This is a genomic window from Cellulophaga tyrosinoxydans, assembly GCF_900176415.1.
GTDB lineage: Bacteria > Bacteroidota > Bacteroidia > Flavobacteriales > Flavobacteriaceae > Cellulophaga > Cellulophaga tyrosinoxydans.
In genome coordinates this window covers 1-24,667 of sequence record NZ_FWXO01000008.1, presented here as the reverse complement: position 1 = coordinate 24,667, position 24,667 = coordinate 1, and the positions used below count along the sequence as shown (strand labels likewise).

26 protein-coding genes are annotated in these 24,667 nt (G+C 31.2%); 5 read left to right on the top strand and 21 right to left on the bottom strand.

Annotated elements, in window-relative coordinates; translation table 11 throughout:
- Positions 1 to 19: 19 nt before the first annotated feature.
- Positions 20 to 1,345: an IS5 family transposase gene (locus tag B8963_RS15625; protein WP_084063151.1), complete on the top strand. Its 1,326-nt coding sequence runs from the start codon at positions 20 to 22 to the stop codon at positions 1,343 to 1,345.
- Positions 1,346 to 1,689: 344 nt separating this feature from the next.
- Here B8963_RS15625 and B8963_RS15620 read toward each other — a convergent pair whose 3' ends face one another.
- On the bottom strand, positions 1,690 to 3,912 hold the full coding sequence (locus B8963_RS15620) for a beta-glucosidase (protein ID WP_084063150.1): 2,223 nt from the start codon (positions 3,910 to 3,912) through the stop codon (positions 1,690 to 1,692).
- A gap of 1,232 nt (positions 3,913 to 5,144) precedes the next feature.
- Here B8963_RS15620 and B8963_RS15615 point away from each other — a divergent pair.
- The 4 genes from B8963_RS15615 to B8963_RS15600 all read left to right on the top strand — a co-directional run bounded on the left by B8963_RS15615 (position 5,145) and on the right by B8963_RS15600 (position 7,805).
- On the top strand, positions 5,145 to 5,621 hold the full coding sequence (locus tag B8963_RS15615) for an Hsp20/alpha crystallin family protein (RefSeq protein ID WP_084063149.1): 477 nt from the start codon (positions 5,145 to 5,147) through the stop codon (positions 5,619 to 5,621).
- A gap of 98 nt (positions 5,622 to 5,719) precedes the next feature.
- A complete protein-coding gene (locus B8963_RS15610) occupies positions 5,720 to 5,980 on the top strand; it encodes a YodC family protein (RefSeq protein WP_084063148.1) in 261 nt (86 codons plus the stop codon).
- A gap of 11 nt (positions 5,981 to 5,991) precedes the next feature.
- Positions 5,992 to 6,480: a hypothetical protein gene (locus tag B8963_RS15605; RefSeq protein WP_084063147.1), complete on the top strand. Its 489-nt coding sequence runs from the start codon at positions 5,992 to 5,994 to the stop codon at positions 6,478 to 6,480.
- 365 nt (positions 6,481 to 6,845) lie between these two features.
- The gene (locus tag B8963_RS15600; RefSeq protein ID WP_084063146.1) at positions 6,846 to 7,805 is read left to right on the top strand and encodes a bile acid:sodium symporter family protein; all 960 of its coding nucleotides are present in this window, start codon (positions 6,846 to 6,848) and stop codon (positions 7,803 to 7,805) included.
- A 176-nt stretch (positions 7,806 to 7,981) separates the two neighbouring features.
- Here the strand turns inward: B8963_RS15600 and B8963_RS15595 are convergent, their stop codons facing one another.
- The 20 genes from B8963_RS15595 to B8963_RS15495 form a co-directional block, all read right to left on the bottom strand.
- The gene (locus tag B8963_RS15595; protein ID WP_084063145.1) at positions 7,982 to 9,091 is read right to left on the bottom strand and encodes an alpha/beta hydrolase family protein; all 1,110 of its coding nucleotides are present in this window, start codon (positions 9,089 to 9,091) and stop codon (positions 7,982 to 7,984) included.
- Between the two features lie 172 nt (positions 9,092 to 9,263).
- Positions 9,264 to 10,028: a DUF6090 family protein gene (locus tag B8963_RS15590; protein WP_084063144.1), complete on the bottom strand. Its 765-nt coding sequence runs from the start codon at positions 10,026 to 10,028 to the stop codon at positions 9,264 to 9,266.
- A 186-nt stretch (positions 10,029 to 10,214) separates the two neighbouring features.
- A complete protein-coding gene (locus B8963_RS15585) occupies positions 10,215 to 11,291 on the bottom strand; it encodes a DUF6090 family protein (RefSeq protein ID WP_084063143.1) in 1,077 nt (358 codons plus the stop codon).
- 281 nt (positions 11,292 to 11,572) lie between these two features.
- On the bottom strand, positions 11,573 to 12,319 hold the full coding sequence (locus tag B8963_RS15580; protein ID WP_084063142.1) for a DUF6090 family protein: 747 nt from the start codon (positions 12,317 to 12,319) through the stop codon (positions 11,573 to 11,575).
- A 155-nt stretch (positions 12,320 to 12,474) separates the two neighbouring features.
- On the bottom strand, positions 12,475 to 13,251 hold the full coding sequence (locus tag B8963_RS15575) for a DUF6090 family protein (protein ID WP_084063141.1): 777 nt from the start codon (positions 13,249 to 13,251) through the stop codon (positions 12,475 to 12,477).
- 285 nt (positions 13,252 to 13,536) lie between these two features.
- Positions 13,537 to 14,319, bottom strand: coding sequence for a DUF6090 family protein (locus B8963_RS15570; RefSeq protein WP_084063140.1), 783 nt, complete (start codon positions 14,317 to 14,319; stop codon positions 13,537 to 13,539).
- 169 nt (positions 14,320 to 14,488) lie between these two features.
- Positions 14,489 to 14,899, bottom strand: a complete 411-nt coding sequence (locus tag B8963_RS15565) for a VOC family protein (protein WP_084063139.1) — start codon at positions 14,897 to 14,899, stop codon at positions 14,489 to 14,491.
- A gap of 137 nt (positions 14,900 to 15,036) precedes the next feature.
- Entirely contained in the window at positions 15,037 to 15,804 is a 768-nt protein-coding gene (locus B8963_RS15560; RefSeq protein ID WP_084063138.1) for a M23 family metallopeptidase, read from the bottom strand.
- A 319-nt stretch (positions 15,805 to 16,123) separates the two neighbouring features.
- The gene (locus B8963_RS15555; protein WP_084063137.1) at positions 16,124 to 17,584 is read right to left on the bottom strand and encodes a sulfatase family protein; all 1,461 of its coding nucleotides are present in this window, start codon (positions 17,582 to 17,584) and stop codon (positions 16,124 to 16,126) included.
- 287 nt (positions 17,585 to 17,871) lie between these two features.
- Positions 17,872 to 18,390, bottom strand: coding sequence for a hypothetical protein (locus B8963_RS15550; protein WP_084063136.1), 519 nt, complete (start codon positions 18,388 to 18,390; stop codon positions 17,872 to 17,874).
- Between the two features lie 15 nt (positions 18,391 to 18,405).
- On the bottom strand, positions 18,406 to 18,852 hold the full coding sequence (locus tag B8963_RS15545) for a hypothetical protein (protein ID WP_084063135.1): 447 nt from the start codon (positions 18,850 to 18,852) through the stop codon (positions 18,406 to 18,408).
- An 11-nt stretch (positions 18,853 to 18,863) separates the two neighbouring features.
- Positions 18,864 to 19,265 (bottom strand): SMI1/KNR4 family protein, encoded by a 402-nt coding sequence (locus B8963_RS15540; protein WP_084063134.1) that lies wholly within the window; start codon positions 19,263 to 19,265, stop codon positions 18,864 to 18,866.
- Between the two features lie 30 nt (positions 19,266 to 19,295).
- Positions 19,296 to 19,661 (bottom strand): hypothetical protein, encoded by a 366-nt coding sequence (locus B8963_RS15535; protein ID WP_084063133.1) that lies wholly within the window; start codon positions 19,659 to 19,661, stop codon positions 19,296 to 19,298.
- A 193-nt stretch (positions 19,662 to 19,854) separates the two neighbouring features.
- Entirely contained in the window at positions 19,855 to 20,142 is a 288-nt protein-coding gene (locus tag B8963_RS15530) for a type II toxin-antitoxin system RelE/ParE family toxin (RefSeq protein WP_084063132.1), read from the bottom strand.
- A complete protein-coding gene (locus B8963_RS15525) occupies positions 20,135 to 20,374 on the bottom strand; it encodes a ribbon-helix-helix domain-containing protein (RefSeq protein WP_084063131.1) in 240 nt (79 codons plus the stop codon). The genes B8963_RS15530 and B8963_RS15525 overlap by 8 nt, the downstream gene beginning before the upstream one ends.
- A 259-nt stretch (positions 20,375 to 20,633) precedes the next feature.
- Positions 20,634 to 21,386, bottom strand: coding sequence for a hypothetical protein (locus tag B8963_RS15520; RefSeq protein WP_143312561.1), 753 nt, complete (start codon positions 21,384 to 21,386; stop codon positions 20,634 to 20,636).
- A gap of 383 nt (positions 21,387 to 21,769) precedes the next feature.
- On the bottom strand, positions 21,770 to 22,042 hold the full coding sequence (locus B8963_RS15510) for a barstar family protein (protein WP_159447307.1): 273 nt from the start codon (positions 22,040 to 22,042) through the stop codon (positions 21,770 to 21,772).
- Between the two features lie 204 nt (positions 22,043 to 22,246).
- Positions 22,247 to 22,918 carry a hypothetical protein gene (locus B8963_RS15505; RefSeq protein WP_143312560.1) on the bottom strand — a complete coding sequence of 224 codons (672 nt, stop codon included), beginning with the start codon at positions 22,916 to 22,918 and terminating at the stop codon, positions 22,247 to 22,249.
- Positions 22,919 to 23,079: 161 nt separating this feature from the next.
- Entirely contained in the window at positions 23,080 to 23,640 is a 561-nt protein-coding gene (locus B8963_RS15500; protein WP_084063126.1) for a hypothetical protein, read from the bottom strand.
- A gap of 144 nt (positions 23,641 to 23,784) precedes the next feature.
- Entirely contained in the window at positions 23,785 to 24,309 is a 525-nt protein-coding gene (locus B8963_RS15495; protein ID WP_084063125.1) for a hypothetical protein, read from the bottom strand.
- Positions 24,310 to 24,667: the final 358 nt, after the last annotated feature.

Genomic DNA, 24,667 nt, shown 5'->3' with positions numbered 1-24,667 from the left:
AAGCTTGCATATTTTTTCAATGAAACCTAAGCAAAAAATCACTAATCAAAACAGTTTGTTCTTTAATTTTGAAGACACTTTAAATCAAAATCATCCACTTTTTATTCTTGCGAACAAAATTCATTGGCATGTTTTTGAAGAAGCTTTTTTACCCTTGTACAGTCAAGACAAAGGTCGTCCGGCAAAACCTATACGCTTAATGGTGGGTCTGTTAATGCTTAAGCACATTCGTAACGTTTCCGATGAAAGTGTTGTGGAACAATGGAGTGAAAATATTTATTATCAATACTTTTGTGGAGAAATCGCTTTTGTATCGGCTCCCCCATGTCAGTCAAGCGAACTGGTTTATTTCAGAAACAGGATCGGGGAAAAAGGCATTGAATTGATTTTAAAAGAAAGTATTCGGATCAATGGAGATGACGCCAATGATTCCAACGTCAATATTGACACTACGGTGCAGGAGAAAAACATTACCTTCCCCACAGATGCCAAACTACACAAAAAAATCATCAAAAAGTGTCAAAAAATTGCAAAGGAAGAACAATTGCCCGTAAGGCAAACCTATACAAGGATACTAAAAGAACTTTCAATAGCCCAACGCTTTAGAAACCATCCCAAAAATAAAGTAAAAGCCAGAAAAGCGGATAGAAAGTTAAAAACCATAGCGGGTAGATTGGTCAGGGAACTGGAAAGAAACCTTCCGCCCAATTCAAGGTATCAAAGCCAGTTGAATCTGTACAAAGAAGTATTGGCACAAAAAAGAGGTTCTAAAAACAAGGTCTATTCCTTACACGAACCAGAGGTTTGTTGCATATCAAAGGGAAAAGAACACAAAAAATATGAGTTTGGAAATAAAGCATCATTTGTCAAGACCGACACAGGAGTCATTGTTGGAGCGCTTGGTTTTCGTAATGAATATGACGGGCACACTTTGGAACCTACCCTGAAACAAGTAAAAAGATTAACGGAAAAACAACCCAAAAGGTCAAAAGTCGACAGAGGCTATCGCGGTAAAAAACAGATCGGGGAAACCGTAATCCTTATGCCATCGACACCTAAGAAAAACTTAAGTTATTACCAGCGCAAAAAACGGAGTGCAGCACATAAAAAAAGAGCAGCTATAGAACCTGTTATCGGACATATTAAAACAGATCACAGACTGAACCGCAACTTTTACAAGGGAATCGCGGGAGACAACATCAATATTATACTTGCAGCAGCGGCATTCAACTTCAAAAGAATGATCAATAAATGGAAATCATCATTTTTACACCTTTTCGAAAGCATTCAAATTCATCTTAAAACCTTGTACTATTTTCAAATTCAGATAAAAACGAATTTTTAAGGGTTGACTAATTAAGTAATTGTTTAATAATTTTGATAGATACTATGTGAAGATTTTAAAACTTTTTATATGTAAGTTTTAGCATGTTATTTGTGATATGCAAGTGGGGAAATTATAATATTTCTTTCTCAAATAAAATAGCCTCAATTTTTAGCGATACTTATGGATGAAGGGAGGTAATTAGTTATGGACCTTTAGAATAGCTACCATGTGAATACAAGTGTTTTTAGTATGCGAAAATTGAGTTTGATAACAAAAAAAAGCTATTTAAAAAGAGATTAAAGCGTTGTTAACGTTAAATCAAACTTTTTGAATAGCTTTTTTTTATTAGTGTTCACTTGAAATTATTTTATATTTATATTTATAATTTTATTAATGCTATTAGAAGCGTTACCTATATAAATTTTGTAATCTCCTTTTTCAAGATTCCAATCAGAAATAGATTCATCATAAAAAGCTAGATCAGCTGCATCAATAGTTAGTTCAGCATTTTTTTGCTCCCCAACTTTTAAATGGATTTTTTGAAATCCTTTTAGTTCCTTTAGTGCTCTTTTTACTTCAGATTTTGGTTTGCCTATATATACTTGAATAACCTCGGCACCATCTAAATTACCAGTATTTGTAATTTGGCAGGTTACTTTAATTTTGTCGTTTGGCTGGTATGTTTTTTTATCTGTTTTAATACCAGTTATATTAAAATTAGTATATGAAAGTCCATAACCAAAAGCATACAGGGGATCTATTTTTTTTGTTTCATGCCATCTGTATCCAACTAAAATATCTTCTTTATAGGTTTGTGTGTAATTTATGCCGGGGTACGATGATTCTCCAAAAGCGTGTGCTGCATTATCCTTCAATTTTACAGGGAAAGAAAATGGTAATTTTCCAGAAGGGTTTACATCGCCACTTATTACATCGGCAATACCTTGTCCAGCCATACTGCCAAGGTACCAGGTTTGCATAACACCATTTACTTGGTTTAACCATGGCATTTCAACCGCATTACCTGACATTAAAATATACCCAACATTTTTATTTACACTTAAGATGTCGTTAAGCAGTTCGTCTTGACCAAAAGGTAAATTAAACTGTTTTCTGTCGGCACCTTCACAATCTTGTAAATGGCTTTTATTCAATCCGCCAAAAAACAAGACTATATCTGCATTTTTTGCAACTTTTATGGCTTCAACTCTTAGCGAGTCGGCATTAAGTTTAGAAGGAATAATGGCATCATAAACCGATGGGCCAGTAGCATACCCCATAGCGTGTACAATAGTTGCGTTTTTATAGCGCGCTTTTAAACCTGCTAAAGGTGAGATTTCGAATTGAGGTTTTAATTCTGAAGAACCTCCACCAGCCGTCATAGAACGGGTTGCGTTTTCCCCAATGACAGCTATCGTTATGTTTTCATCTTTTACAGGAAAGAAATTGTTTTTGTTTTTAAGTAAAACAATGCCTTCTTGTGCCACTTTACGTGCAATGTCGTGATGTTCTTTATTATTTACGCGACCCAACGGGCGATTAGAACTCATGTTAGTTCTATACATTAATCTTAGTATGCGTCTAACTTTATCGTTTACAACGGCTTCATCAATTTCTCCAGATTTTATTGATTTTAAAAATGGCGTTGCCAAATAATAATTATCGTAGTGATTGGCTGTTGATGAACCTAAACCATCTGTACCGGTTCCCATTTCAATATCTAATCCAAATAGGGCAGATTCATAGGTGTCGTGTGCGCCACTCCAGTCGCTTACTACAACACCATCAAAAGCCCAGTCTTTCTTTAATATGTTATTCAATAGTAATTCATTATGGCAACAGTACTGACCTCTAAACTTATTGTAAGCTCCCATTATAGACCAAACACCTCCGTCAATCACCGCAGCTTTAAACGCTGGTAAATATATTTCGTAAAGGGCTCGGTCGCTAACTTCAACACTTACCTCATTACGCCATAATTCTTGGTTGTTTAGTGCATAGTGCTTAACACAAGCAGCTACACCGTTTTTTTGAACACCTTTAATATATGGAACAACCATGGTTGAAGCTAGAAATGGGTCTTCGCCCATGTATTCAAAATTTCTTCCGTTAAGTGGGGTTCTGTAAATGTTAACTCCAGGACCAAGTAAGATATCCTTTTTTCGGTATCTGGCTTCTTCACCAAGATTATAACCATATTCTCCTGATAATATAGGATTAAAAGTTGCAGCTAAACAAGTAAGGGCAGGAAAAGCTGTGATGGAATCATTGGTCCATCCGGCATATTCCCAAGAGTCCCAACTTATTTCAGCTCGTACGCCATGTGGACCATCAGACATCCATATTTCTGGAATCCCCAGTCTTTCTACTCCTTTTGAACTGAATTTAGATTGTGCATGGCACATGTCTACTTTTTCCTTTAAAGTTAATAAGGATATGATACTGTCTATTTTAGATTCTAAGACGTCGATTTTTTGCGATTTTGTATCATTGTTTTGTGCGAAAGTTTTAGGAGCGTTTATTAAAAAACTAATTAAGACTAATGCTATTTTTAAAGCTTTTGTTTTTGTTTTTTTTGTGTTCATATATAACTTGTTTTTAGTTGTATAAAATTAGTTTCTTCTTAAAAAGAAATAAATATTTATGATGCAATAATTAAAACAAATGTTGCAATTAGTTCATTTCGTTATTTCCATGGTTTATAATTTCAGCTTTTTAATTATTAAAACCATATTATATTTGCAACAGGTTGTACTAATGTAAATCAATTCAGAAGATCTCATTAAATAAGTTACTAAATCGGCTACCAAGAAGTAAATAGATGTTTAATTATTAGTATTAAATTAATAAAGAATTTATAAGGTTTGAATAAAAAATGAACTTGTTAAGATGTATTGAGTTTATTTTAAGTTTAGAGGTTTCGTTAATTTTTTTATTTGAATTTTGTTGAATGGTATAATTTATATAATTAAATTAGAGCAATTATTTCTATAATCAGAAAACTAAAAAGTGCATACGTTTTTGCATACGATTTTATAATTTTCAGGGATTTTGAGCTTAAAATTTATGCTTAAAGTGATTTTAGCATAGAGCTCATAACCCGAAGGTCACTGGTTCGAGTCCAGTTCCCATTTTAAATAAGCAAAAATTCTTTTCAAAACTCAGTATTTTCTTTAGATAATCAATTAAGAATTTTAGTGAAAACTTATTATGGCATAGATTCTAATAGTCATCTGCATATATTTCTAAAAAGAGGAATGAAAAATCATTAATTAATATCATGTTTAAGAATAACTACAATAAAGCTATCAACCTTAAAAATCAATTATTTTAGGCTTTTTTATGTTTATATAGTTTACTTTTATGTTTGAAAGCTTTAAAAACTGTAATTAGGTGTCTAAAAAGGTGTCCTAATGACTGATTTAATATTTAACTTATTGGTATTCAGTTTATTGGAATCATTAATATCAATCCTGTCATCCCGACGAACTTAAATGTTCAATACTAGAACACTATTAATCATATGGTTAGTAGTGTTTTTCGTTTATAAATAATGCTATTTAGGACGAGGCAATCCCTAATTATACCGACTTCTGATAAAACTAAATAAAGGCCTAGTTTTAAGTGTCAAATTGACATTTTGCAAAATGAAAAATCGACACAGCTTCTGAAGAATTGACATTTTTTTCTTAAGAATTTTATAAAAGATTTAGGCTGTAAAGTTGCTACTTTATTTTGGTATTTTTTTTGTTCGATTTTTAATGAAATCAATAGGATTTCTAGTTTGAAATAATGTTTAATTTAAAATTTTGTAATTATGAGCAATTTAGTAACTGTTCCTAAAAACGGAAGTTTAACAAACACAAATTCGAATGTAAACTTCCCAACTTGGTCTAATTGGTTAGATGATCTATTTAATAGAGATTTACCTTCAGTATTTACTTCAAATTTTAATACAGGAATAACCTTGCCAAAGGTGAATATTAAAGAAACAGCTGATGCCTATATGGTGGAAATGGCGGTTCCTGGATTAAAAAAATCAGACTTTACTATTGATCTTGATAATCAAATCTTATCTATCTCAACAGAAACAAAAGAGGAAGAAGAGCAGAAGCATGTAAATTATACTCGTAGAGAGTTTGGCTATTCATCATTTAAAAGAACTTTTACATTGCCGGAGACAGTAGATGATGAAAAGATTAATGCGAATTATAAAGAAGGTATTTTGAGCATTCTCTTGCCTAAAAAAGAAGAGGCTAAGCAAAAGCCCGCTAGAGTCATTAACATCTCGTAATGATTTATCAATATTTGATTTGATGTATTTTAAAGGAGACCAATACATCGGTCTCCTTTTTACTATAATGGTATTAGTTTACTTAATAGGGTAGTGTTATGTCAAGAAAATTTAAGCCTGGAGAATGGGTAAAAGCGAAAGGAAAGCTTACGGCTCCAAAAATGCAGGTACTAAAATATATTTCAAGAAAAGACAAGCTACTTGGTGTAATTGATAATGATACTTATTTGGAATGTGTTTGGTACAAGAATGGTGAACGTAAATCAGCTATATTTCACCAAAATAATTTGATTAAATCCATAGATGGTAATGGTTTGTTTATTACAAATACACCAACTCAAAAATTACGTTTAACCTAAAAAATAAAGTAATGAAAAAGTATGTTTTATTAGGATTAGTTGGCTTTTTAAGTATTGGTTGTAACGGACAAAAAAATGAAACCAATAACATAGAATCTAAAGAGGCAAAAAAAGAGATTGTTGAACAACCAAAGGGTTCTTGGCAAGTGAATAAAGAGTTTGATGAGGATGGAAACCTGATTAGATTTGATAGTATTTATTCGTGGTCTTCCAATACTAAGTTCGATAATCTTTCACTATCAAAACGTGATAGTTTAATGCAATCTTTTAAATCAAAATTTTTTACTGATTTTTCGGTATTTGAAGACCAAGGTTTTGATGCTGTTTTTTCTCGTGATTCACTTTTTAGCAAGCATTTTTTTAATGATGATTTTTTTAAAAGTGATTTTGGTAAAGATTTTATGAATCTCGATAAGGTAAGACAAGAAATGATGTCGAGACAAAAGAAATTTTTAGAAAAATATCAATCGGAATTTATTAAACCTGAAGACGAAAATTAAAAAATTTTCGTCTTTTTTTATCGGTTTTACCTACCAGATTATTACGCTTGTTTTTTAAACAAAATACTACTTGGTGCCAACTGTTTTAATAGCTGGATGCAGCTTTAAATTATTATTGTACCCCTAAATCGTTTCTTTTTACAACTTCATGTCTAATAACCAATTTTCTAACGCATTGTAAGCGTAATAATCTTTTAATGGTTTTTATAATATAATAATCAAATCAGCTTTTGTTCCAAGCTTTAATGAACTATTCGAGGAATCTAAATAAAAAGCTTTGTCCATTGGAATTGTACTCGGATTAATAGTTACTATCTTTGACGGTTTTTATCATAAAATATATTATTTAGCATACAAATAATTAGATGAATTTTAAAATTGACAAGTTTGTAATTGCGATAGCAACAACGGTATTACTGGCGTATATATTCCCACAATTTGGCAGCAAATCCAGTCCGGTTAACCTAAATTTACTTGCAAGTATAGGAATTTCATTAATATTCTTTTTTTACGGACTAAAACTCAGTCCCGAAAAAGTAAAAGTTGGATTAAAAAATTGGAAGCTTCACCTTCTGGTACAAGCTAGTACTTTTTTAATATTTCCGATAATTGTTTTGTTATTCTTACCATTTGTTCATTCAGAGCATAATAGAAGTATTTGGTTGGCTATTTTCTTTTTGGCATCGTTGCCCTCAACCGTTTCGTCTTCTGTGGTAATGGTTTCAATCGCTAAAGGTAATATACCTGCAGCTATTTTTAACGCCAGTATTTCCGGTTTAATCGGAATTGTAATTACGCCTTTATGGATGGGATTATTTCTAAACAATTCCAATTCAAATTTTGATTTAGGTGAAATCTATATCAAACTACTAACAGAAGTTCTGCTGCCATTAATTTTAGGACTCTTTTTACATAGGTTTTTTGCAAAACAAGCGGCTAAATACAATACTTACCTTTCTACATTTGATAAATCAGTAATTTTATTAATTATCTACAAAAGTTTTGCCACTTCTTTTGACGAGAATGTATTTAGTTCATTAGAAGCCTCCAATCTTGTAGTAATAGTTATTTGTGTTATTTTGTTATTTTACTTCGTTTATTATTTTACGGGAATTGTTAGTAATAAACTCGGATTTAATCGTGAAGATAAAATCACTGCACAATTTTGTGGCACCAAAAAATCACTAGTTCATGGTACTATTTTCTCTAAAATTTTATACCAGAATGCCGCAAGTATAGGAATTGTTTTATTGCCAATAATGCTTTTTCATGGTTTTCAAATTTTTATTATAAGTATTATTGCCAATAAAATGGCTCGGAATTAGACTGATAATTACCAATTTATATTCTACGAATGTTTATGGAATTAAAGCATAGACTCTACATTTAGGCAATTATTTTTATACAATCACCAAATAGAAAATCCAAGAATCTGCATACTTCGCGATTCGTGAGTAGGCTAGATCTAGTAATTAATTATACATGGTATTAGCGATAGTAATTATTTCCCCAGTATTTCATGGATATATATTGAACGATATTTTTCTGGATATTCAACCTGTACTCCGTGCGTTCCATTTTCAAATAAAAACCATTTTTTAGATGGCGCAATAATGGAATCAAAATACATCTTGGCTACAGACGTTTCGGTAAAATGGTCATTGTCTCCTTGTAATATATAAATTGGCACTTTCAATTCAGGAATATCACGCATTAAATTCATATCAATCGCGGTAGATTCTAAAATCTTAGCTGCAGGATAGTAAGACTCAGGACTATTTATCATATCTGTAAATTTTTCCTTAAACGTTAACCCATTATCTAAAAACATACTTTTAATAAAATTAAAATCGGTATCTAATTTTATCGGTGCATACTTCATTACAATCTGTCGTTCTATTTCAAACGCTTCGGTTACTGAATTTTTTGAGTTTTTAACATAAGGTGGTTTTCCAATTTGTTTTAATAGATTGATTGAAATGGTATCATTATGTTTTAATGATTCTGATAGTGCAAATTCATACGATAATTCTTCCGAAAGTGATAGATTAGCCATTAAACCACTACCAATATAAGCGTTATATAATTCAGGCTGTTTTTGAACCATATAAGCTGCTACCGCTGTTCCCCATGATAAACCTTCAATATAAATTTTATCTTTTTTAAAAGTCTTTTTTAAGTGTTCTGATAGTTCCAAACCATCATTTACGATATGGGTTAAAGTAATGGACGAATCAGGGATACTTTCATTATAGGCTAATCCAGAGCCTCTTTGTTCCCAATAGCAAACCGTAAATAAATCTTCCAAATCAATTCCTGTGAGTTTGTAAATAACCGGTAAAATTGGTGCACCTGGTCCTCCGTGAACTATGAGTAGCACAGGATTATTCTTGTCTTTTCCTCTAATGGTAATCCTTTGTGGCACTCCATTTATGGTCATATCCTCGTGCATAGCAATACTATTAGGGAGCACATTACCCTTTTCGTCTAAAAATGGTTCTTCGTCTCCAGAGCTATTGATTAGGATTATTAGTAGTATAACTAAAATGAATGTAACAATTACTCCCAGTATTACCAAAAACCACTTTCCTATTTTCTTTGCTATTTTCATATGTTCTTAATTAGTTCTGTAGTTTTTCTTAGTACCGTTAACGTTTTTATGTATAATTAATGGCGGGTTTATGCACTTAATTAAACAAATAAAAACCAAATAGAAAATCTGCTAAGATTTTCATACGTAGTCGATAACTAAGTAATTAATTTTATAAGGTGTAAGCCTTTCATTATTTTATTATTTCTGAATCAAGGTCAATTAAAATTTGTTCTATTTGATCTTTTATTCCACCAAAAAACCTTTGTCCATTTGTTGCACTAATTGTTAAATAGAAATCCAGAAGCGTGTTTTCAAATTTAATTAAACCAAAAATTTTTTTATTACTCGCATTATCTGAAATGGATTGATGTTCAAAATTAAAGCCTTTATTAATCAATACTTTTCTAACACTTCCATTTTCATTTAATTGTTTTTGCAGTTCTTTCTGCATCTCGTGAGTAGAAACTTCTTGTATTTTTAAAAAATCCAATGTACTCTCAAAAGATGCAATTTTTTGTCTTAGTTTTTCATTTTGAATTAAATTGAGGTTTCCAGAGCTAATTATATCCGTCAGCACTCCTTTTGAAGGGATATAAGTTGGAACTCCTTTAAAAACTGAGTATATAATATCTGATGTTTCTTTTTCACTTATAGTGTCACGAACCTTATCATCAAATAAAGTAAGCATATGCTCAACTGCTTTCACATGATTATGATTTTCGGTGAGACAATTGTTAATTTTTTCTAAGTTTGTTTTAAATTCAGATTGAAGAGACAACAAATAAGCCTGCTCTATTTCCCTTTGTTGTCTATTGTTATTGTGATTATTGATTGAAAGTGCGATCAAAATACCAATAACAACAAGAATTATTTCTCCGATAGCGTATTTAAAATATTTTTCTGTTTTTCCTTCGGAAAGTAAGTTTTGTCTAATTTTTCTAAAGAATTTTATCATTGGTTATTGGTTGGTTATCATAAAGCACTATGGTCTTATGTATGGTTTGTTAAGTGGTTTATGTCTAAAGTTAACGAATAAATGCCAAAAAGAAAATCCACGAGTCCCGAGACTTCGGGATGGTTAAGTAGATGATAACTAAGTAATTAATTTTATACGGTGTTAGCCTTTCGTTATTAATTTCTTCTAATTAGTTTCAAGTTTATTTAAGTGAAGTCTTGTTCCAAATTTCATAATAATTAAAGAAGTAATTTCATTGGAGCTATCTCTTATAAACTCTCCTTTAAAGTAAATATCAGTTTGACCAAATATTTTATCTGTTGTTTCAAAATAGAAAAAATCTATATTTTCAAGATCTCCATTCATAACGCCTATTAAGTCATTGTCTTGTATCTGAATTTTATAGTTCCAATCAGGAAATTGATCAAAACCTTCAACCTTTACAACCTTATAAGTACCCTCATATTCATTTAGTTGTGCTGTGGTGAGATGAACTAAATTATGAGGTATAAAATCAGGAAGCGGTTCATTACTTTCAACAAGTGTGTTAATTTGTTTGTATGCATTAATTGCGTTTTCTCTAAATTGCATAACATGATAACTTGCCAAATTTTCACAGCCAGCATTTTGGTATAGATTTACATTATTTTTATAGTAACGGTCATTCAGGAAAAAATCAATCATCTCATCTTCTAATTGGGGACGCCCTAATCTGTAATACCAATCTTTACTTTTGGCTAATTCGTCAATCACTCTATCTGTAATCAAGTCCAAGCGCTTATCAAATTTGTCTATTTCGTATTTGTTATAAATATAGATCTCGTTTAATGGCTCAATAACTGCTTTTAGCTTTTTGGGAACATTATCAACATTTTCTATGAAGTTAGTATATCCATTTGCATGAATTTTCATATGAAAAGCGTTCATAATAGTGTATCTTAAAACATATTGATTATCATTTTTATAATCATCATAGGTTAGTTTATCTGTTTGTATTAAGTTGATGATCGAATCTTGTGTTTTATAATAGGCAATTAGTTCGTCCGATTTTTGAATATCTAGTCCTAAATCATGTTGTACTTCTTTTAAAATAGAAACAATCTTATTTTCGGTTTTACGTTGTTCGTTTTTATTATTTATTTGAAGCGCGATAAGAATACCAATAATAACAAGCACAATTTCGCCTATAGCGTATAGTATGTATTTGCTAAATTTATTTTCTGAGAGTAGTCGTTGTCTTATGTGTCTGAAAAACTTAATCATGTTTAAGGATTTTAAATCTTCCGCAAGCGGCTATCTCCACCAAATGTCCGCAGGACATTTGATTTTGCATTGCAAAATTTTGTTTCGATAATCTAAAGAATTTTATCATTGGTTATTGGTTGGTTATCATAAAGCGCTACGGTCTTGTGTATGATTTGTTTAGTGGTTTATGTCTAAAGTTAACGAATAAATGCCAAATAGAAAATGCACGAGTCCCGAGGCTTCGGGATTGGTAAATAGGCTAACACTAGCAATAAATAATTGTCTTTGTTGTGCTTTTGTTATTTTTTTAATTCCTTATTTATAAGAATTTTAATTTCTTCCATATCCGATAGAATATTCTTAAATCTTATAAGACTTCCTTTTTCCGATACCACCTTCAAATCTTGACTAAACTCTAATTTAATAAGAAGCTCTATTAAGTTTTTTTCTTCAAATACATATTCCAATAGTTTGGGCTGATTTTGTATATTTTTAAAGGCAAATTCTTCACTTCCAAATTTATTAGCTGCCGCAGTGGTCCCTTCACCAGATTTATCATTGTTGTATTTAGAAACTTTTTCTGTTTCTTCTATATATTTTTCTAAACGGATTAATTGTTCTCTAATGATAGGTGGCATTAATTTGATGTCACCTGTATTCTGCAAAGTATGTATCGTGTTAGATTTGAATTGAACATTATAAAGTGCCCAATCTAAATTTCTAACTTTAGAAATTATTTTATTTATTGGCAGGTTTGGTTGATTATAGATTTCTTTAAAGGCTTTAAATTTTACCATATTAGAATCTATTCTTGAAGAATGCTCTTTTATATATGCTTTCTCGTTCTCAAAATCTTGTAGTAATTGTTTATAAAAAACTTGCCTTACATTTTCAGTTTTCCGTTCATCATTGAGGTTGTTAAGTTGTAGGGCAATTAAAATCCCTAGAACAACAAGGATAATTTCACCAATGGCATATTTCAAATACTTGCCAGTTTTGCCTTCTGCAAGTAAGTTTTGTCTAATTTTTCTAAAGAATTTTATCATTGGTTAGTGGTTGGTTATCATGAAGAACAACGCCTTAGTTTAAGTATTTGCGTGGTATGAGCAACTAATTTAGTAAATAAAAACCGAATAGAAAATCCGCAAGGATTTTCGGAAATAGGCTAGAACTAGCAATTAATTATACACATTGTAATGAATTAGTTATTTTTTTCTTCAAGCTCAGATTCAACCAAATTTAATATCTCACTTGAGTATTCTAACATTTTTACATACAATTTTAATCTATTATTTTCAACACCTGTTTTCATCGCTAACGGGTGTAAAATATTTGGGTTTTGATATAACTCCTTTAATTTTTTATCCTGTAACTCTATATTTTTTTTAACCTTGTTTAAACCAATAGTATTTCTAATTCTATTATCTAAAAATAACGTTCCAATTGATTTAAATTCATAATGTAGTGTATTCAGTAAATTCATGGATAATGTTTCATCTTCAAATCCTTGATTTATTTCAGATGAGAAGAACGCTAATTTAGATTTAAGAGTTTCGCTTTTTAATATTTTTAAATCTCCACTTCCAATCAAAGCTTGATAACTACCTAAGATAGGTTCTGCTCTATAATAATTAAAAGCTCCATAGTAGATAAACGAAATAATAGAATCTCTCTTGTAGTTTAAATCTTTTCTTTCCAAACATTCTATAAGTGACTTACAGTTCTCAACAACAAGCATCTGATTATCGATGATGTCTGAATATATTTTTTTGTTTTCAATAAAGTCTTTTTGAAGAGATTTAAGTATTACTATTTCACTCTTTTCTTCTTTCTGTTTTTCATTCCAATTGTTAATATATAATGCAACTAGAATTCCAATTACGACAAGCATAATTTCGCCAATGGCATATTTAAGGTATTTTCCAATTTTGCCTTCTAAAAGTAAGTTTTGTCTAATTTTTCTAAAGAATATTATCATTGCTTAGTGGTTGGTTATCATGAAGAACAACGCCTCAGCTATAAGTAGTTGCGTGGTTTTAGCAACTAATTTAGCAAATAAAAAACGAATAGAAAATCCGCAAGGACTTTCGGAAATAGGCTAGGACTAGCAATGAAATATATACAGCTTAAGTTTTGTTTCTTATTAAATTGTTGCTATTACTGTAAGGAAACTTATTTTTTGAATCTATGAGCCTAGAATAATAATGTCTCAAATTAAGTGATAATTTGTTTGTTTTTTACTCAGTTCTTTGTTGTGCTTTCGTTACTTTTCTTGTTTTAAATAAGCATCAATAGCCTTAATTGTCTTTAGTCCTTCTTTATGTAGTAACAGTCGCACTTTATGATTCAGTAAAATGTTAGCTTTTGTCAAGCCAAAATTATCAGAAATTATTTTCTTTTGGTCTTCATCTAGGTTTATCAGGGAATTATAAAAATTATAAAATGATTTTTCATTCGAATTTTCCTTCCACCTTTCCGGCATCCCAAGGTCTGATCCAGAACCTGTTTCTAAAAAAGGATAAATATTATCATTATATTTTAAGATGGAATTATTATGTACGCTCTCTTCTTTTATGACTTCATCAAATAATCTGTAGTAATATTGAATACTATTTCTTAAAGAATCTGAAGTAATGAGTCCTGTTTTGCCAGACGATTTCATGTCATCAAAAACTATATTTTTACCTTCAAACCAATGGATTCCAAAAGCATTACCTGACTTTGAGAGTAATACAATAGGGTCTGTGGCTATTGAATCTGACTGCAAATAACGTCCCAAATAAGTATAAGCATCTAATTGAATAGTATCCCCTAGAAAAAGCCTTTCTAGTTCTGCTAAGTCCTGCTTAATATCTAATTGTATTCTAGCAAGGTATTTCTTTTCATCACTTTGGTCTTTTTTTATATCATTAAGATTATTTAATTGCAAGGCAATAAGAATACCAATTACAACAAGAATGACTTCTCCAATAGCATAAATGAAATAATTACTGAGTTTATTTTCAGTTAATAGTTTTTGTCTAATTTTTCTAAAGAATTTTATCATTGCTTAGTGGTTGGTTATCATGAAGAACAACGCCTCATTTATAAGTAGTTGCGTGTTATGAGCAACTAATTTAGCAAATAAAAAACGAATAGTAAATCCGCGAGGATTTTCATAATTAGGCGAGAACAAGCAATTACTTATAGCCATTGTTACCTGCTGGCTTTTTTTATTAAGAAAATACTTCTTTATCGTCAGAGAATGATTTGAATTCCAATGGATTTCCACTAAAATCAAAAACGAACATTGTCATTTGTTCACCAACTTTCCCTTTGTATCTCGTTTGAGGTTTAACCACAAATTCAATGTTTTCGGATTCCAATTTCTCTTGAATCTTTATAAATTCACTTTTCTCAAGTAAACTTCCGAAGTGAGGAATTGGGACGCTGATTCCGTCTACTTTCCCACAGTAATCCAATTCAGGAATTCTATCACTCACGTGTGCAGATAGTTGATTGTCAAAAAAATTAAAGTCAATCCAAGATTCAGTCGACCTTCCTTCTTTACAACCCAAAATATCCACATAAAATTTTCGGGTAGATTCAATGTCTTTTACTTTAAAAGCGTAATGAAAAGCACTCATAGTTTCTTTATGTTATTTTTTTCGTTCATTTTTTTTAGCTTGCAGGTAACGGCCTCGTATATGCGGCGTGACCAGCTTTTGCTGGGCATGACCGTCATATACAATGTTACCTATCGTGTTTCTTTTTTTCTCATGATTTAGTTTGTCATCAATTGATAACGCTTTAGTTCCTTAACTTTATAATTCCCAATTGAATCTAAACGATATGATTTTAATCCTCCTTTTACATTATCAGCTTGCAACACATTAAAATGTAGATGTTCTTCTTGTGCTTGTCCTGTTTGACCACTCAAGGCAATGGGTTGTCCAATTCTCACATAATCGCCTACTTTTATCATACTGCTATTTTGCTTTAAATGACCATACATTGTAAACAGATAAGTTATTGTGTCATAAATTATTATTTGGTTTGAATAAGATTTCCATTTATCTCCATTCCCCCAGCCATGATAACCATCAATAACTCCTATTACATAACCGTCTTGGACTGATGTGACGGTGTCTCCAGTACTCATGGTGAAGTCGAAAGCATATCGTGATATATTAGAATTATGAGTTGGATTGGAATTGTTGCCTTGTAGCAATTCATAGGAATTACCATTTGGGTACGGAAGACTTTTGATTTTAGATGATTGTATTGCAATATCAGGATTTCCAATTCTTAATTTTACATCAATTTTACCCTCTAAATTCCCACGATCCTTAATCCGTATTAGAGTATCGGCAGAAGCTTCAAGGAGAATAGGAGATAGTTTATTTAGTATTTCATTAGTCTTATCATCCTGACAACTTAGAAGCAGACCTATTGGACATTTTACTGGATTTTTAACTAATAATTGATATTCATTTTCTTCGTAACTTTCTTCAATACTAAATTTAAATAGTTGGAATTTATTTTTAGGCAAAGAGTGAAATGAACACTTTCTAATTATTATGCAAAAGACTCCAATAAAGACTACTGGTAAGAATATTTTCTTAAAATTATTGTTTTTCAATGTTTTTCAATTTTTTTCATTTTCATGATAGGTAACGTTTATGTATAAGAATAGTTGCGGGTTTGTATGCGAGGATTTTCCGAAGGAAAATCAGACGTTACAAACACGCAACGACCTTTGATTAAGCACTAAAACCGCAATTATTTTTATACGTTGTTGTGTTTTCGTACTTTTCACCAAACAGTCTTTCTTTTTTAGCATACAGAAATATTATAATACCTCAGGGATTTTACCTTTCTAATTTTCCAATTTCTCTGTTTTCGTTTCCTTTTGCAATTCCAACATTTACATCACCAAGTTCTTTTCTGTATTTTTCCACAATATTCATTAATTCCTCTACTTTTTCTGGATAAGATTCAATTACATTAAACCTTTCTCCTGGGTCTCTCATCATATTATAAAGTTCAGGTTTCTCAACCGTTGTTTGTATCCTTTCTCCTTTATGACCTTCATTGCCAGGTATTGCGTTATAAGATTTATAAGTATGTGGTAAAACCAACTTCCAATTACCTTTACGTACTCCATTTAAATTGTTTTTACCATAGTAATAAAGAATGGTTTCACGTGGGCTAGTTTCAAAATCACCTTTCCAAAGTGATGTAATATCAACACCATCAATTTTATTGTCAGATAATTTGCCATCTGTTATTGCGGCTAATGTTGGTAATATATCAATTGCACAAGCTAATTTATTAGATACAGTTCCTTCAGGCGTATTTCCTGGCCAACGAATTATGAATGGAACACGTTGTCCTCCTTCCCAACTAGTTAATTTTCCATCTCGCAGTCCGCCTGCTGAACCAGCATGGTTTCCAAAATTAAGCCATGGCCCATTGTCTGTTGTAAAAATAAAAATTGTATTGTCTGTTAACCCATTTTTTTCTAGCGCTTTACTAATTTCACCGACAGACCAGTCAATTTCCATCATTACATCTCCATATAAGCCTTGTTCGCTTTTGCCTCTGAACTTATCTGAGACTCCGAGAGGAATATGTCCCATTGTGTGCGGAACATATAAAAAGAATGGATTCTTTGCATTTCTGTTAATAAAATCAACCGCTTTTTCGGTATAAAGCGTTGTGAGTTTATCCTGAGCTTTTAGGCTTGTAATCTTTTCTATGACTTCATTTCCTTCAATTAGGGGTAGCTCTGGTAGATTTCCTCGTCCTTTATCTTTTGGTAATCTTACACCTGTAACATTATCATGTGGCCACATATCATTGGAATAGGGTAAACCTACATACTCATCGAAACCATGCTGCAATGGTAGAAACTCTTTTTGCCACCCTAAGTGCCATTTCCCAAAGCAAGCCGTTGCATAAGCTTGTTCTTTAAACATTTCGGCTATAGTGAGTTCTTTTGTGTTTATTCCTATCTTATGATGTGGAAATAAAGCTCCTGAGAATCCAATTCTATTTGGGTAACAACCTGTTAAAAGGCCAGCACGCGAGGTACTACAAACTGGCTGAGCAGCATAGAAATTTGTGAATTTCATTCCTTGGCTAGCCATCTGATCTAGGTTGGGTGTTTGGAAACCAGTAGCTCCATAGCATCCTATATCACCATAGCCTTGATCGTCTATCAATATAATTACGACATTGGGTTTCTCGATGTTTTGCTTTCGTTTTATTTCATTACAGCTAATAAATAGAACAGCAATTAGTAGAATTAATGTGATAGGTTTTTTCATTGTTTATTGGTATATAAGTATATTCTGGAAAAGTATCGTTTTATGAGTACAATCTCTTCTTTAGTATGAAACACAACGGTCTTGTGTATGAAACGTAGCGTATAAAAAGACACTAACTTTTCGGATTATGCACGAGCCGAATTTTTGATTTTTATGTTTAATTTTCTTTTCTAAATATAACCAAATTAAAAATTTGGCGTACTTTTTAAATATACAAAAACCTATCGGAAAGCCTATTATAGCTATGTTTTATATACATTGTTGTACACCGTTTTTTTATCTCTAATTTAATTGTTAATCCATTTCTGCTTTTTCAAGTCAAACGATTTGTCTGAATCATGCACTTTGATTAAATAACTTTCTTTAGCACTCAAACCTCCTGCTTTTTTCCAACAACGATTAAACCAATCAATCACTTTTATTTGTAGTTGTAAATAAAATTCGTCCATTCTTTCCATTTCGGAATCATTATCAAAATCATAGTTGTCTGTGTCGATATCTAAGTCCATATCTCTTAAAAAGCCATTAGGATATTCAGGCAATATTTTTTTGTATCCTAGCTGAGTATTGTCTTTGTCCATTGGGTAAAAATTTATGCCAAAGCCATCTTCTTTTAATTCAAAATCAAAATATTCAATGTTCGTATTGCTATTTTTTTTATTTAATCCATAATCTCCGTTGAGTATTTCTTTTATATCATCGACCATTCTATTATCAATCGATTCTAAGAAAGAAGTAATTTTTACCAACTGATTTTCCTCAGAGTTGTTCAGTTTGACTTTTTTCTTCCAAAAGTTGAATTTCATTGTTTTAGTTGTTAGCTAACATTGTAAGTCAGCGTTATTTATATGTTTAACATCTTCGCCATAAAATATAGACCAATCAACAATTCTATCACAGATGTAATCATAAATATCATCTTCTAAGTAAGGTTTTCGGTCGTTGTTTAATTTATCTAAATCTTGTTTTATTTTTTTAATTGTCTCCTTATCAAAAAGCTTATTATCTGATAATTTTTTCTTTAAATACGTTATCAAAGCACCATGACACTTTTTATGAAAATTCCCATTACCATTTCTTTGAGCTTCGTCTCTTAGTTTTTCTATTGCTCGTAATAATTCTCCTTGTACAAATTCAGACTGACCGGATGTAGGGACAAAATTTTGCCAAATGTATTTTCCTTTTTCTAAATAGTCTTCTTGTGTCATTTTCTGAGCGTTAGCATAATTTGTAAAAACAAAAAATATTAAAAGGGATATAATTTTCATAATCTATTGTTCTATTCAAAAAATCCTACTGTATAAATTCTCTCAAATAATTCATCGATATTTGAGCCAAGTTCTATAATGGCATCGTATTCGAAAATAAATGGAATTAGGATGTAAATAGGTTTTTCATTTCTAAAGTCAATAGCAACAAATTCTCCACCACCATTACTGCCAATGACAAAAATGTTTTTATCAAATTTAGCAATCTCAATATCTTTATTTATTTCAATTAATTCATCGGCTTTATGAAGCACGAGATATTCTTCTCCAACTTCCCCTTCTCCGCCATTAAACTGTTTCAATAATTCAATATAGTCCTCTGGTAACCTTTCTGGTAATTTTAAAAAACTTAACTTTTCTGATGTAATACCAGAATTACCCTCAAATTCTTTTAAATATTCATATTTAATCATTTTATATTACTTTTTAATATTTCTGAAAATTTATTGTATTGATTTATATTTGCTAAATCTTTTAACCCAACCATCTTCATCAAAAATTTCCATATGCAAACCATCGGAAAGTTCAGCTACATTTTCATTATCCATCATTATTTTCAATCCTATTGCTAAATCATTATTCTCTTGAATGGCGAAAAGAAAATCGTGTAACGTATTTGTAAGTATATCTTCAACTAAATCTGCTATTACTTTTTTTTCATCTCTATTGAATTTAGATAAATTGTTTTGTAGTTCTTTTACATTTTTTGCTCTCCATTTTCCCTCAAGCAAGCCTTTAAAATTATCAATTTGCTTATCTCTTAAATTTTCAATTATAAATTGTCCAAATTTGTCTAAAGGTTCATTCATATTCTATAGTTTTTTTGGTTGAACTATGTTTCTGTAAATGGTGTACAAAGGTCTCAGCTATGAGTAGTTGCGTGGGTTTGCACTTAACTTTACAAATACACACCAAACTGAAAATCCGCGAGGATTTTCATAAGTAGGCGAGAACAAGCAATTACTTATAGCCATTGTTGGCAACAGTTTTTATTAATTCAGTTTACAGTTTTTCATTCAAATCTTGTCTTCCGACAATTGCCATTATTTCTACAATATCTTCATTTACTTTAAAATAAATGCTGTCAACTCCGCAAACACAGCGTCTATAGTCTTTTTTTATATAGTCAACCGATTCGAATGAAAAAGGTCTTTGAGCAATAATTTCGAAATATTTAAAAAATGATTCAAAGTATTTATCCGCTTGAGTCATTCCAAATTTTTTCACACCATAATGATGAATTCGTATCAAGTCATTTTTCGCTTCATTGCTTAATCTATATTTAGTCATTAAGCAAAGACTTTGATTGCGCTAAAATTCCATTTTTACTATCACTTGTAAATCCGCTATTTTCGGCTTTCTCCAACTTAGCACGAATCCAGTTAATTTCTACTTGTTGTTTTCGGGCTTGTCTGATTAAGTCATTTACGAGTTCACTCTTACTTGAGTATTCTTTTTTATCTACTTGGGTCTTTAGCCATTCATCGTTTGGCTTTGTGAATGATATACTTTGTCTTGCCATAATTTACTTATTTGATGTAAATATACACCAAAAACGAATCATTTCCAAATTGTTGCCAACGTTTAAGCTATGAGTAGTGCGGAGGCAAGGAAACCTTTTTGTTTCCGTCTACGCACGTAGCAAAAGCTTTTTGTTTTGTTTTATTTTTTTGTTTTCAGAGCAAAATCCTAAAGATTTTGCGGACACTTTAAATATACACTTACTTTGGATTAAAAACCAAACTCCGCATTACTTATAGGTATTGTTGGCATTTCGTTATTTATTTTTCAGATTGTTTAGTGCATTTTTCATCAATTTCTACAGCTTCTTTACTTTCAGCAAAACCATCTTCCATTATTTTTTCCAATGGAAACTTTCGATATTCGTCTACCAAGCAATCACAATATTTCTCTATATCATTGGTGCTTTCAAATTCTGTTCCGATTAGCTCTTTTTTCCAATTACGTTTCATTGAATTAGCAATATTATCCGTCCATTTCATTTTTATTGAGGACATACAATCTTCAATATCTAACTCTAAGAATTTGGGAGAACTCTGGATTTCTTTAAAAACATCATTTACTTTATCGTCCTCAAGTTTCTTTTGATACTTTGATTTCAATTCAGGCTGATTTGTGATTTTTTCGATAAAACATTTACAATATTCTTCTCGCTCTTTTTCATCAGGAATAATTCTTCTATTTCCGTCTATACATTTTCCTAATGGGACTTTAATTCCGTTAATGACAACAAAATTGCTAGGTATAATTTTTGAACCTATACTAAAGATTGCTACGGTAGCAAAAGTTACAAATGATATTATGAAGAACTTCACAAATTCAAATGACTTGAATTTAAATTTCCTAACCGAAAATCCACTACCGATTAACCAAGTACATAAAATTATAAGGAGAAAAATAGGTATTATAATACTTATCTCGTAGAATGAACCTAATTGCGTGCTAGCATCTATATATTCTTTTCCTGCTCCATAAAGTAAAAGAAATCCGATGATAATTTTTAATGTCTTCAAATATTTTTTTTTATAATGAATGCCAACGTTTATGTATATGAGCTGTGGCGTGTTTTGGCACGAACCTCTCCATATAAAAACTGGCTTTGGAAAATCCGCAGGATTTTCCAAGTGAGGACAGACCAAGCCATAGCTTATATACTGTGTTGTGGTGCGTTATTTCTGCGTTTTACTTATTTTCTTTCGTAATATTATATAGCCTAAAATACTCAATAAAATCCCAATTCCGAAAATTTTGGTTTTGTCGGTTATCCTAAATCTTGTAGATTGCCATTCCATACTTTCAGTTGTAATTTTTTGAAATTCAATTCCGCTATAAATAGCCAAAAAAATCAAAATCAGTATTAGAATCAAGAATATTAAAGTCAGTTTACGTTTAGTCATTATTTTAATTCCAACGTTATATGTTTGTGTTCGCTTATCAAATCAACGATGTCTTGAAAATCGGTTAGATTGATTTTAGAGTATTCCGAGTTTAACCAAATCAGTTTAAATTCTTCTTCGCAATCAGTTTTTATAAATCCGCCGTAAAGTATGTCATTCAGCGCATCCCAATTCTTTCCCCAATCATTGTTTTCCACCAATAACTCTCCAATGGTATCGAAAAATTCATTGAGAGTATTAAATCCTTTTCCGTTTAGTTTAAATATTTTCAATGGTTTCGCGATTTTTTTAATGCACCACAACGGTTGGGCTAAGCGTAGTGCGGAGGCAAGGAAACTTTTCGTTTCCGTCTGCCGACGTAGCTAAAGCTTATTGTTTAGTTTTATTTTTTCTTTTCCAAAGCTAAATCCATAAGATTTAGCGACATTATAAATATACACAGACCTTTTGGTTTTGCCCTAAAGTCCGCATTACGTTTAGGCTTTGTTAGGCACAGTCTTTTTCGCTTTCTTATTCAGTTCTCGTATATGACGTTTCTCTAATCGTCCAACTTTTTTGTCCCTTTTTAGCATGTCATTTTGTGTCAAATAATGTATTGCTAGAAAGATTTGAATATTTCTATCTTTTAAATCCCATTCTTGAGGATGTTCGGCTATACTTATAGAAATTAAATTGATATTATTAAAACCTCCGACTGCTTCTAATACTCCTGCATAATATTTTAAGAATCCATTAGATTGCCCTAATTCCTTTACGAAGTCAATTACTATCGGATTGTAATTAAAGCATAGGGTTTTGTGTTTGTATTCAGGTTTACTTACCAAAAGTGTCGAATTGCAAATTGCCCATATTTTGTTGAATGTTGAATCCGTGATTTTAGAATATAATTTTTTCTGTTTTTTCCAACTGATTTTTTTTCGCAGATATTTATATTCCCAGTCATCTAGTTTAGGTAAAGCCGTATTTATGCAATTCTCAAATTTTGTACTGTCCGTTGTTCCACAAAATTCGTTCTGGAAGAAGTCCGCAATCAGATTCAAATCCTTAATTTCAGATTCTGAGAAATACGGTTTCAAGTCCACCTCAGAGTGCTGACCTAGGCATGTCCAATGAAGCGAAAACATTAAGTAAAGTAGAGGGAATTTCATTGGTTTTAGATTGTGCCTAACGGTCTCGTATAACCGTCAGTTACGGTTTTAAAGTTAATGATTTTCGGTTTAGCACTGACGTTAGCAATTCCGAGTGGATTCGGACGTAGTCGAATCCGCCGTAATTGCGGTTATACATTGTTGTACACAGTTATTTATTTTTAATACGCCCATCTTTCCAAGTGTTCGAAGTACTCCCATTTTCCGTTTTCCATTTTATATAATTCGGTACTTCCTCCAGAATTCCCTCTAATTATTGTTATCAAAGCCATTTTTCCATCGTTTGATATAATCGGTCTTGAAATCGAAAGAGGATAATTTCTCCATCCGCTTTTGTTGTTGTTAAAACCTTTTATTTCCTTTTTTAACTTCTTTTGTTCAGCTTTTGGTTTGTCCGACATTTTGAGCATTTCTTTTTTTAAGTCAATTTTCTTCCCTTTAGAAACTACTATTCGGTTTTTCAGTTCGTTTTTAGTCCATTTGCTGTAATCAATGTCAAGAGTATCAACTTTAGACATTAATTCTCTCACATTTAATGAGTCCGATTTATTTTTTCCATTAAAAAATTCCTTTTCATAAAGTATAAAAAACGGAAGTTTCGGTTTAGCTGGTTTTTCATTAACAATCAAAGATTTTTCCGCCAAAGCAACATCAAGTAAATTTTGCGCACTTAAGTCAGTCGTAAAAAAAGAAATTAGTATTATCAGCAGGATGTTTTTCATAATTGTGTACAACGTGATTGTATAAGAATAGTTGCGGGTTTGTATGCGAGGAATTTCCGAAGGAAATTCAGACGTTACAAACACGCAACGACCTTTGATTAAGCACTAAACCGCAATTATTTTTATACGGTGTTGTGCACAGTTTTATTTTTCTTTTTTCGGTTTATATGAACCAAAAATTGACATACAAATCGATGAAATATAAAACATCAATATCATATGTTCTCCTTTAACGGTTATTTTTCCTCCATTATTTTCATAAAATATCTCTTTATCAGAACTCAATCTTTTAAATTTTTCGGATTGAAAAAAACCTTTGTATTTATCAAAACCTAACAAGAAATCGTTTAGTGTTTTCTGGTCATATTTTAAGTTGTGTGCAATTGAATTCCGCAATCTGTTCAGTAATTTTAATTCATTGTATAATTCTGGGTTTTCTTTATATAATCCCAAAATTTTGGCAATCTCAATTTTGTTTGAATATGTAAATTTTATTTTTTTAAAATTCAGTTTTTCAATAGAATTCATTTCAATAAAAAAGTGAAGAGCGTGTTCAGTTAGAATATGTCCTTTTATTATTAAATTGTCAGTATCATTACAATCGAGTAAATGCACTAAAAATTTATCAACCATTACATTTTCCTTCTTTTCAGTTTTTTCTTCGTTCATTTTATGCGGTTGAGTTTAATTGTGCACAACGGTTAGTATAAGAATAGTAAGGGATTAAAACGCACTTACTTTTCGGTTTAGCACTTAGCCAAATTTACAATTTTACCGTTATTTTTCTTTTAACCGTCAAATTGTAAATTTGGCGGACTTTGTTAATATGCACTAGCCTTTGATTAAGCACTAAAACCCTTATTATTTTTATACATTGTTGTGCGTTCGTTTTTATTTTCCAGTCATTATATCGTATTCTTTCGGTATTTCCACTCCATTAAATTCGTTTGTCAGTCCGTAGAATATTACTAAAGTCAGTATTATCCCAATAATCAGAATAATGTAGGATTGTTTATTCGGCTCAATT

Excerpts from the sequence above, each read along its gene's own strand:
- B8963_RS15625 (WP_084063151.1), top strand. The coding sequence starts at position 20 with ATGAAACCTAAGCAAAAAATCACTAATCAAAACAGTTTGTTCTTTAAT.
- B8963_RS15620 (WP_084063150.1), bottom strand. The coding sequence starts at position 3,912 with ATGAACACAAAAAAAACAAAAACAAAAGCTTTAAAAATAGCATTAGTC.
- B8963_RS15615 (WP_084063149.1), top strand. The coding sequence starts at position 5,145 with ATGAGCAATTTAGTAACTGTTCCTAAAAACGGAAGTTTAACAAACACA.
- B8963_RS15610 (WP_084063148.1), top strand. The coding sequence starts at position 5,720 with ATGTCAAGAAAATTTAAGCCTGGAGAATGGGTAAAAGCGAAAGGAAAG.
- B8963_RS15605 (WP_084063147.1), top strand. The coding sequence starts at position 5,992 with ATGAAAAAGTATGTTTTATTAGGATTAGTTGGCTTTTTAAGTATTGGT.
- B8963_RS15600 (WP_084063146.1), top strand. The coding sequence starts at position 6,846 with ATGAATTTTAAAATTGACAAGTTTGTAATTGCGATAGCAACAACGGTA.
- B8963_RS15595 (WP_084063145.1), bottom strand. The coding sequence starts at position 9,091 with ATGAAAATAGCAAAGAAAATAGGAAAGTGGTTTTTGGTAATACTGGGA.
- B8963_RS15590 (WP_084063144.1), bottom strand. The coding sequence starts at position 10,028 with ATGATAAAATTCTTTAGAAAAATTAGACAAAACTTACTTTCCGAAGGA.
- B8963_RS15585 (WP_084063143.1), bottom strand. The coding sequence starts at position 11,291 with ATGATTAAGTTTTTCAGACACATAAGACAACGACTACTCTCAGAAAAT.
- B8963_RS15580 (WP_084063142.1), bottom strand. The coding sequence starts at position 12,319 with ATGATAAAATTCTTTAGAAAAATTAGACAAAACTTACTTGCAGAAGGC.
- B8963_RS15575 (WP_084063141.1), bottom strand. The coding sequence starts at position 13,251 with ATGATAATATTCTTTAGAAAAATTAGACAAAACTTACTTTTAGAAGGC.
- B8963_RS15570 (WP_084063140.1), bottom strand. The coding sequence starts at position 14,319 with ATGATAAAATTCTTTAGAAAAATTAGACAAAAACTATTAACTGAAAAT.
- B8963_RS15565 (WP_084063139.1), bottom strand. The coding sequence starts at position 14,899 with ATGAGTGCTTTTCATTACGCTTTTAAAGTAAAAGACATTGAATCTACC.
- B8963_RS15555 (WP_084063137.1), bottom strand. The coding sequence starts at position 17,584 with ATGAAAAAACCTATCACATTAATTCTACTAATTGCTGTTCTATTTATT.
- B8963_RS15550 (WP_084063136.1), bottom strand. The coding sequence starts at position 18,390 with ATGAAATTCAACTTTTGGAAGAAAAAAGTCAAACTGAACAACTCTGAG.
- B8963_RS15545 (WP_084063135.1), bottom strand. The coding sequence starts at position 18,852 with ATGAAAATTATATCCCTTTTAATATTTTTTGTTTTTACAAATTATGCT.
- B8963_RS15540 (WP_084063134.1), bottom strand. The coding sequence starts at position 19,265 with ATGATTAAATATGAATATTTAAAAGAATTTGAGGGTAATTCTGGTATT.
- B8963_RS15535 (WP_084063133.1), bottom strand. The coding sequence starts at position 19,661 with ATGAATGAACCTTTAGACAAATTTGGACAATTTATAATTGAAAATTTA.
- B8963_RS15530 (WP_084063132.1), bottom strand. The coding sequence starts at position 20,142 with ATGACTAAATATAGATTAAGCAATGAAGCGAAAAATGACTTGATACGA.
- B8963_RS15525 (WP_084063131.1), bottom strand. The coding sequence starts at position 20,374 with ATGGCAAGACAAAGTATATCATTCACAAAGCCAAACGATGAATGGCTA.
- B8963_RS15505 (WP_143312560.1), bottom strand. The coding sequence starts at position 22,918 with ATGAAATTCCCTCTACTTTACTTAATGTTTTCGCTTCATTGGACATGC.
- B8963_RS15500 (WP_084063126.1), bottom strand. The coding sequence starts at position 23,640 with ATGAAAAACATCCTGCTGATAATACTAATTTCTTTTTTTACGACTGAC.
- B8963_RS15495 (WP_084063125.1), bottom strand. The coding sequence starts at position 24,309 with ATGAACGAAGAAAAAACTGAAAAGAAGGAAAATGTAATGGTTGATAAA.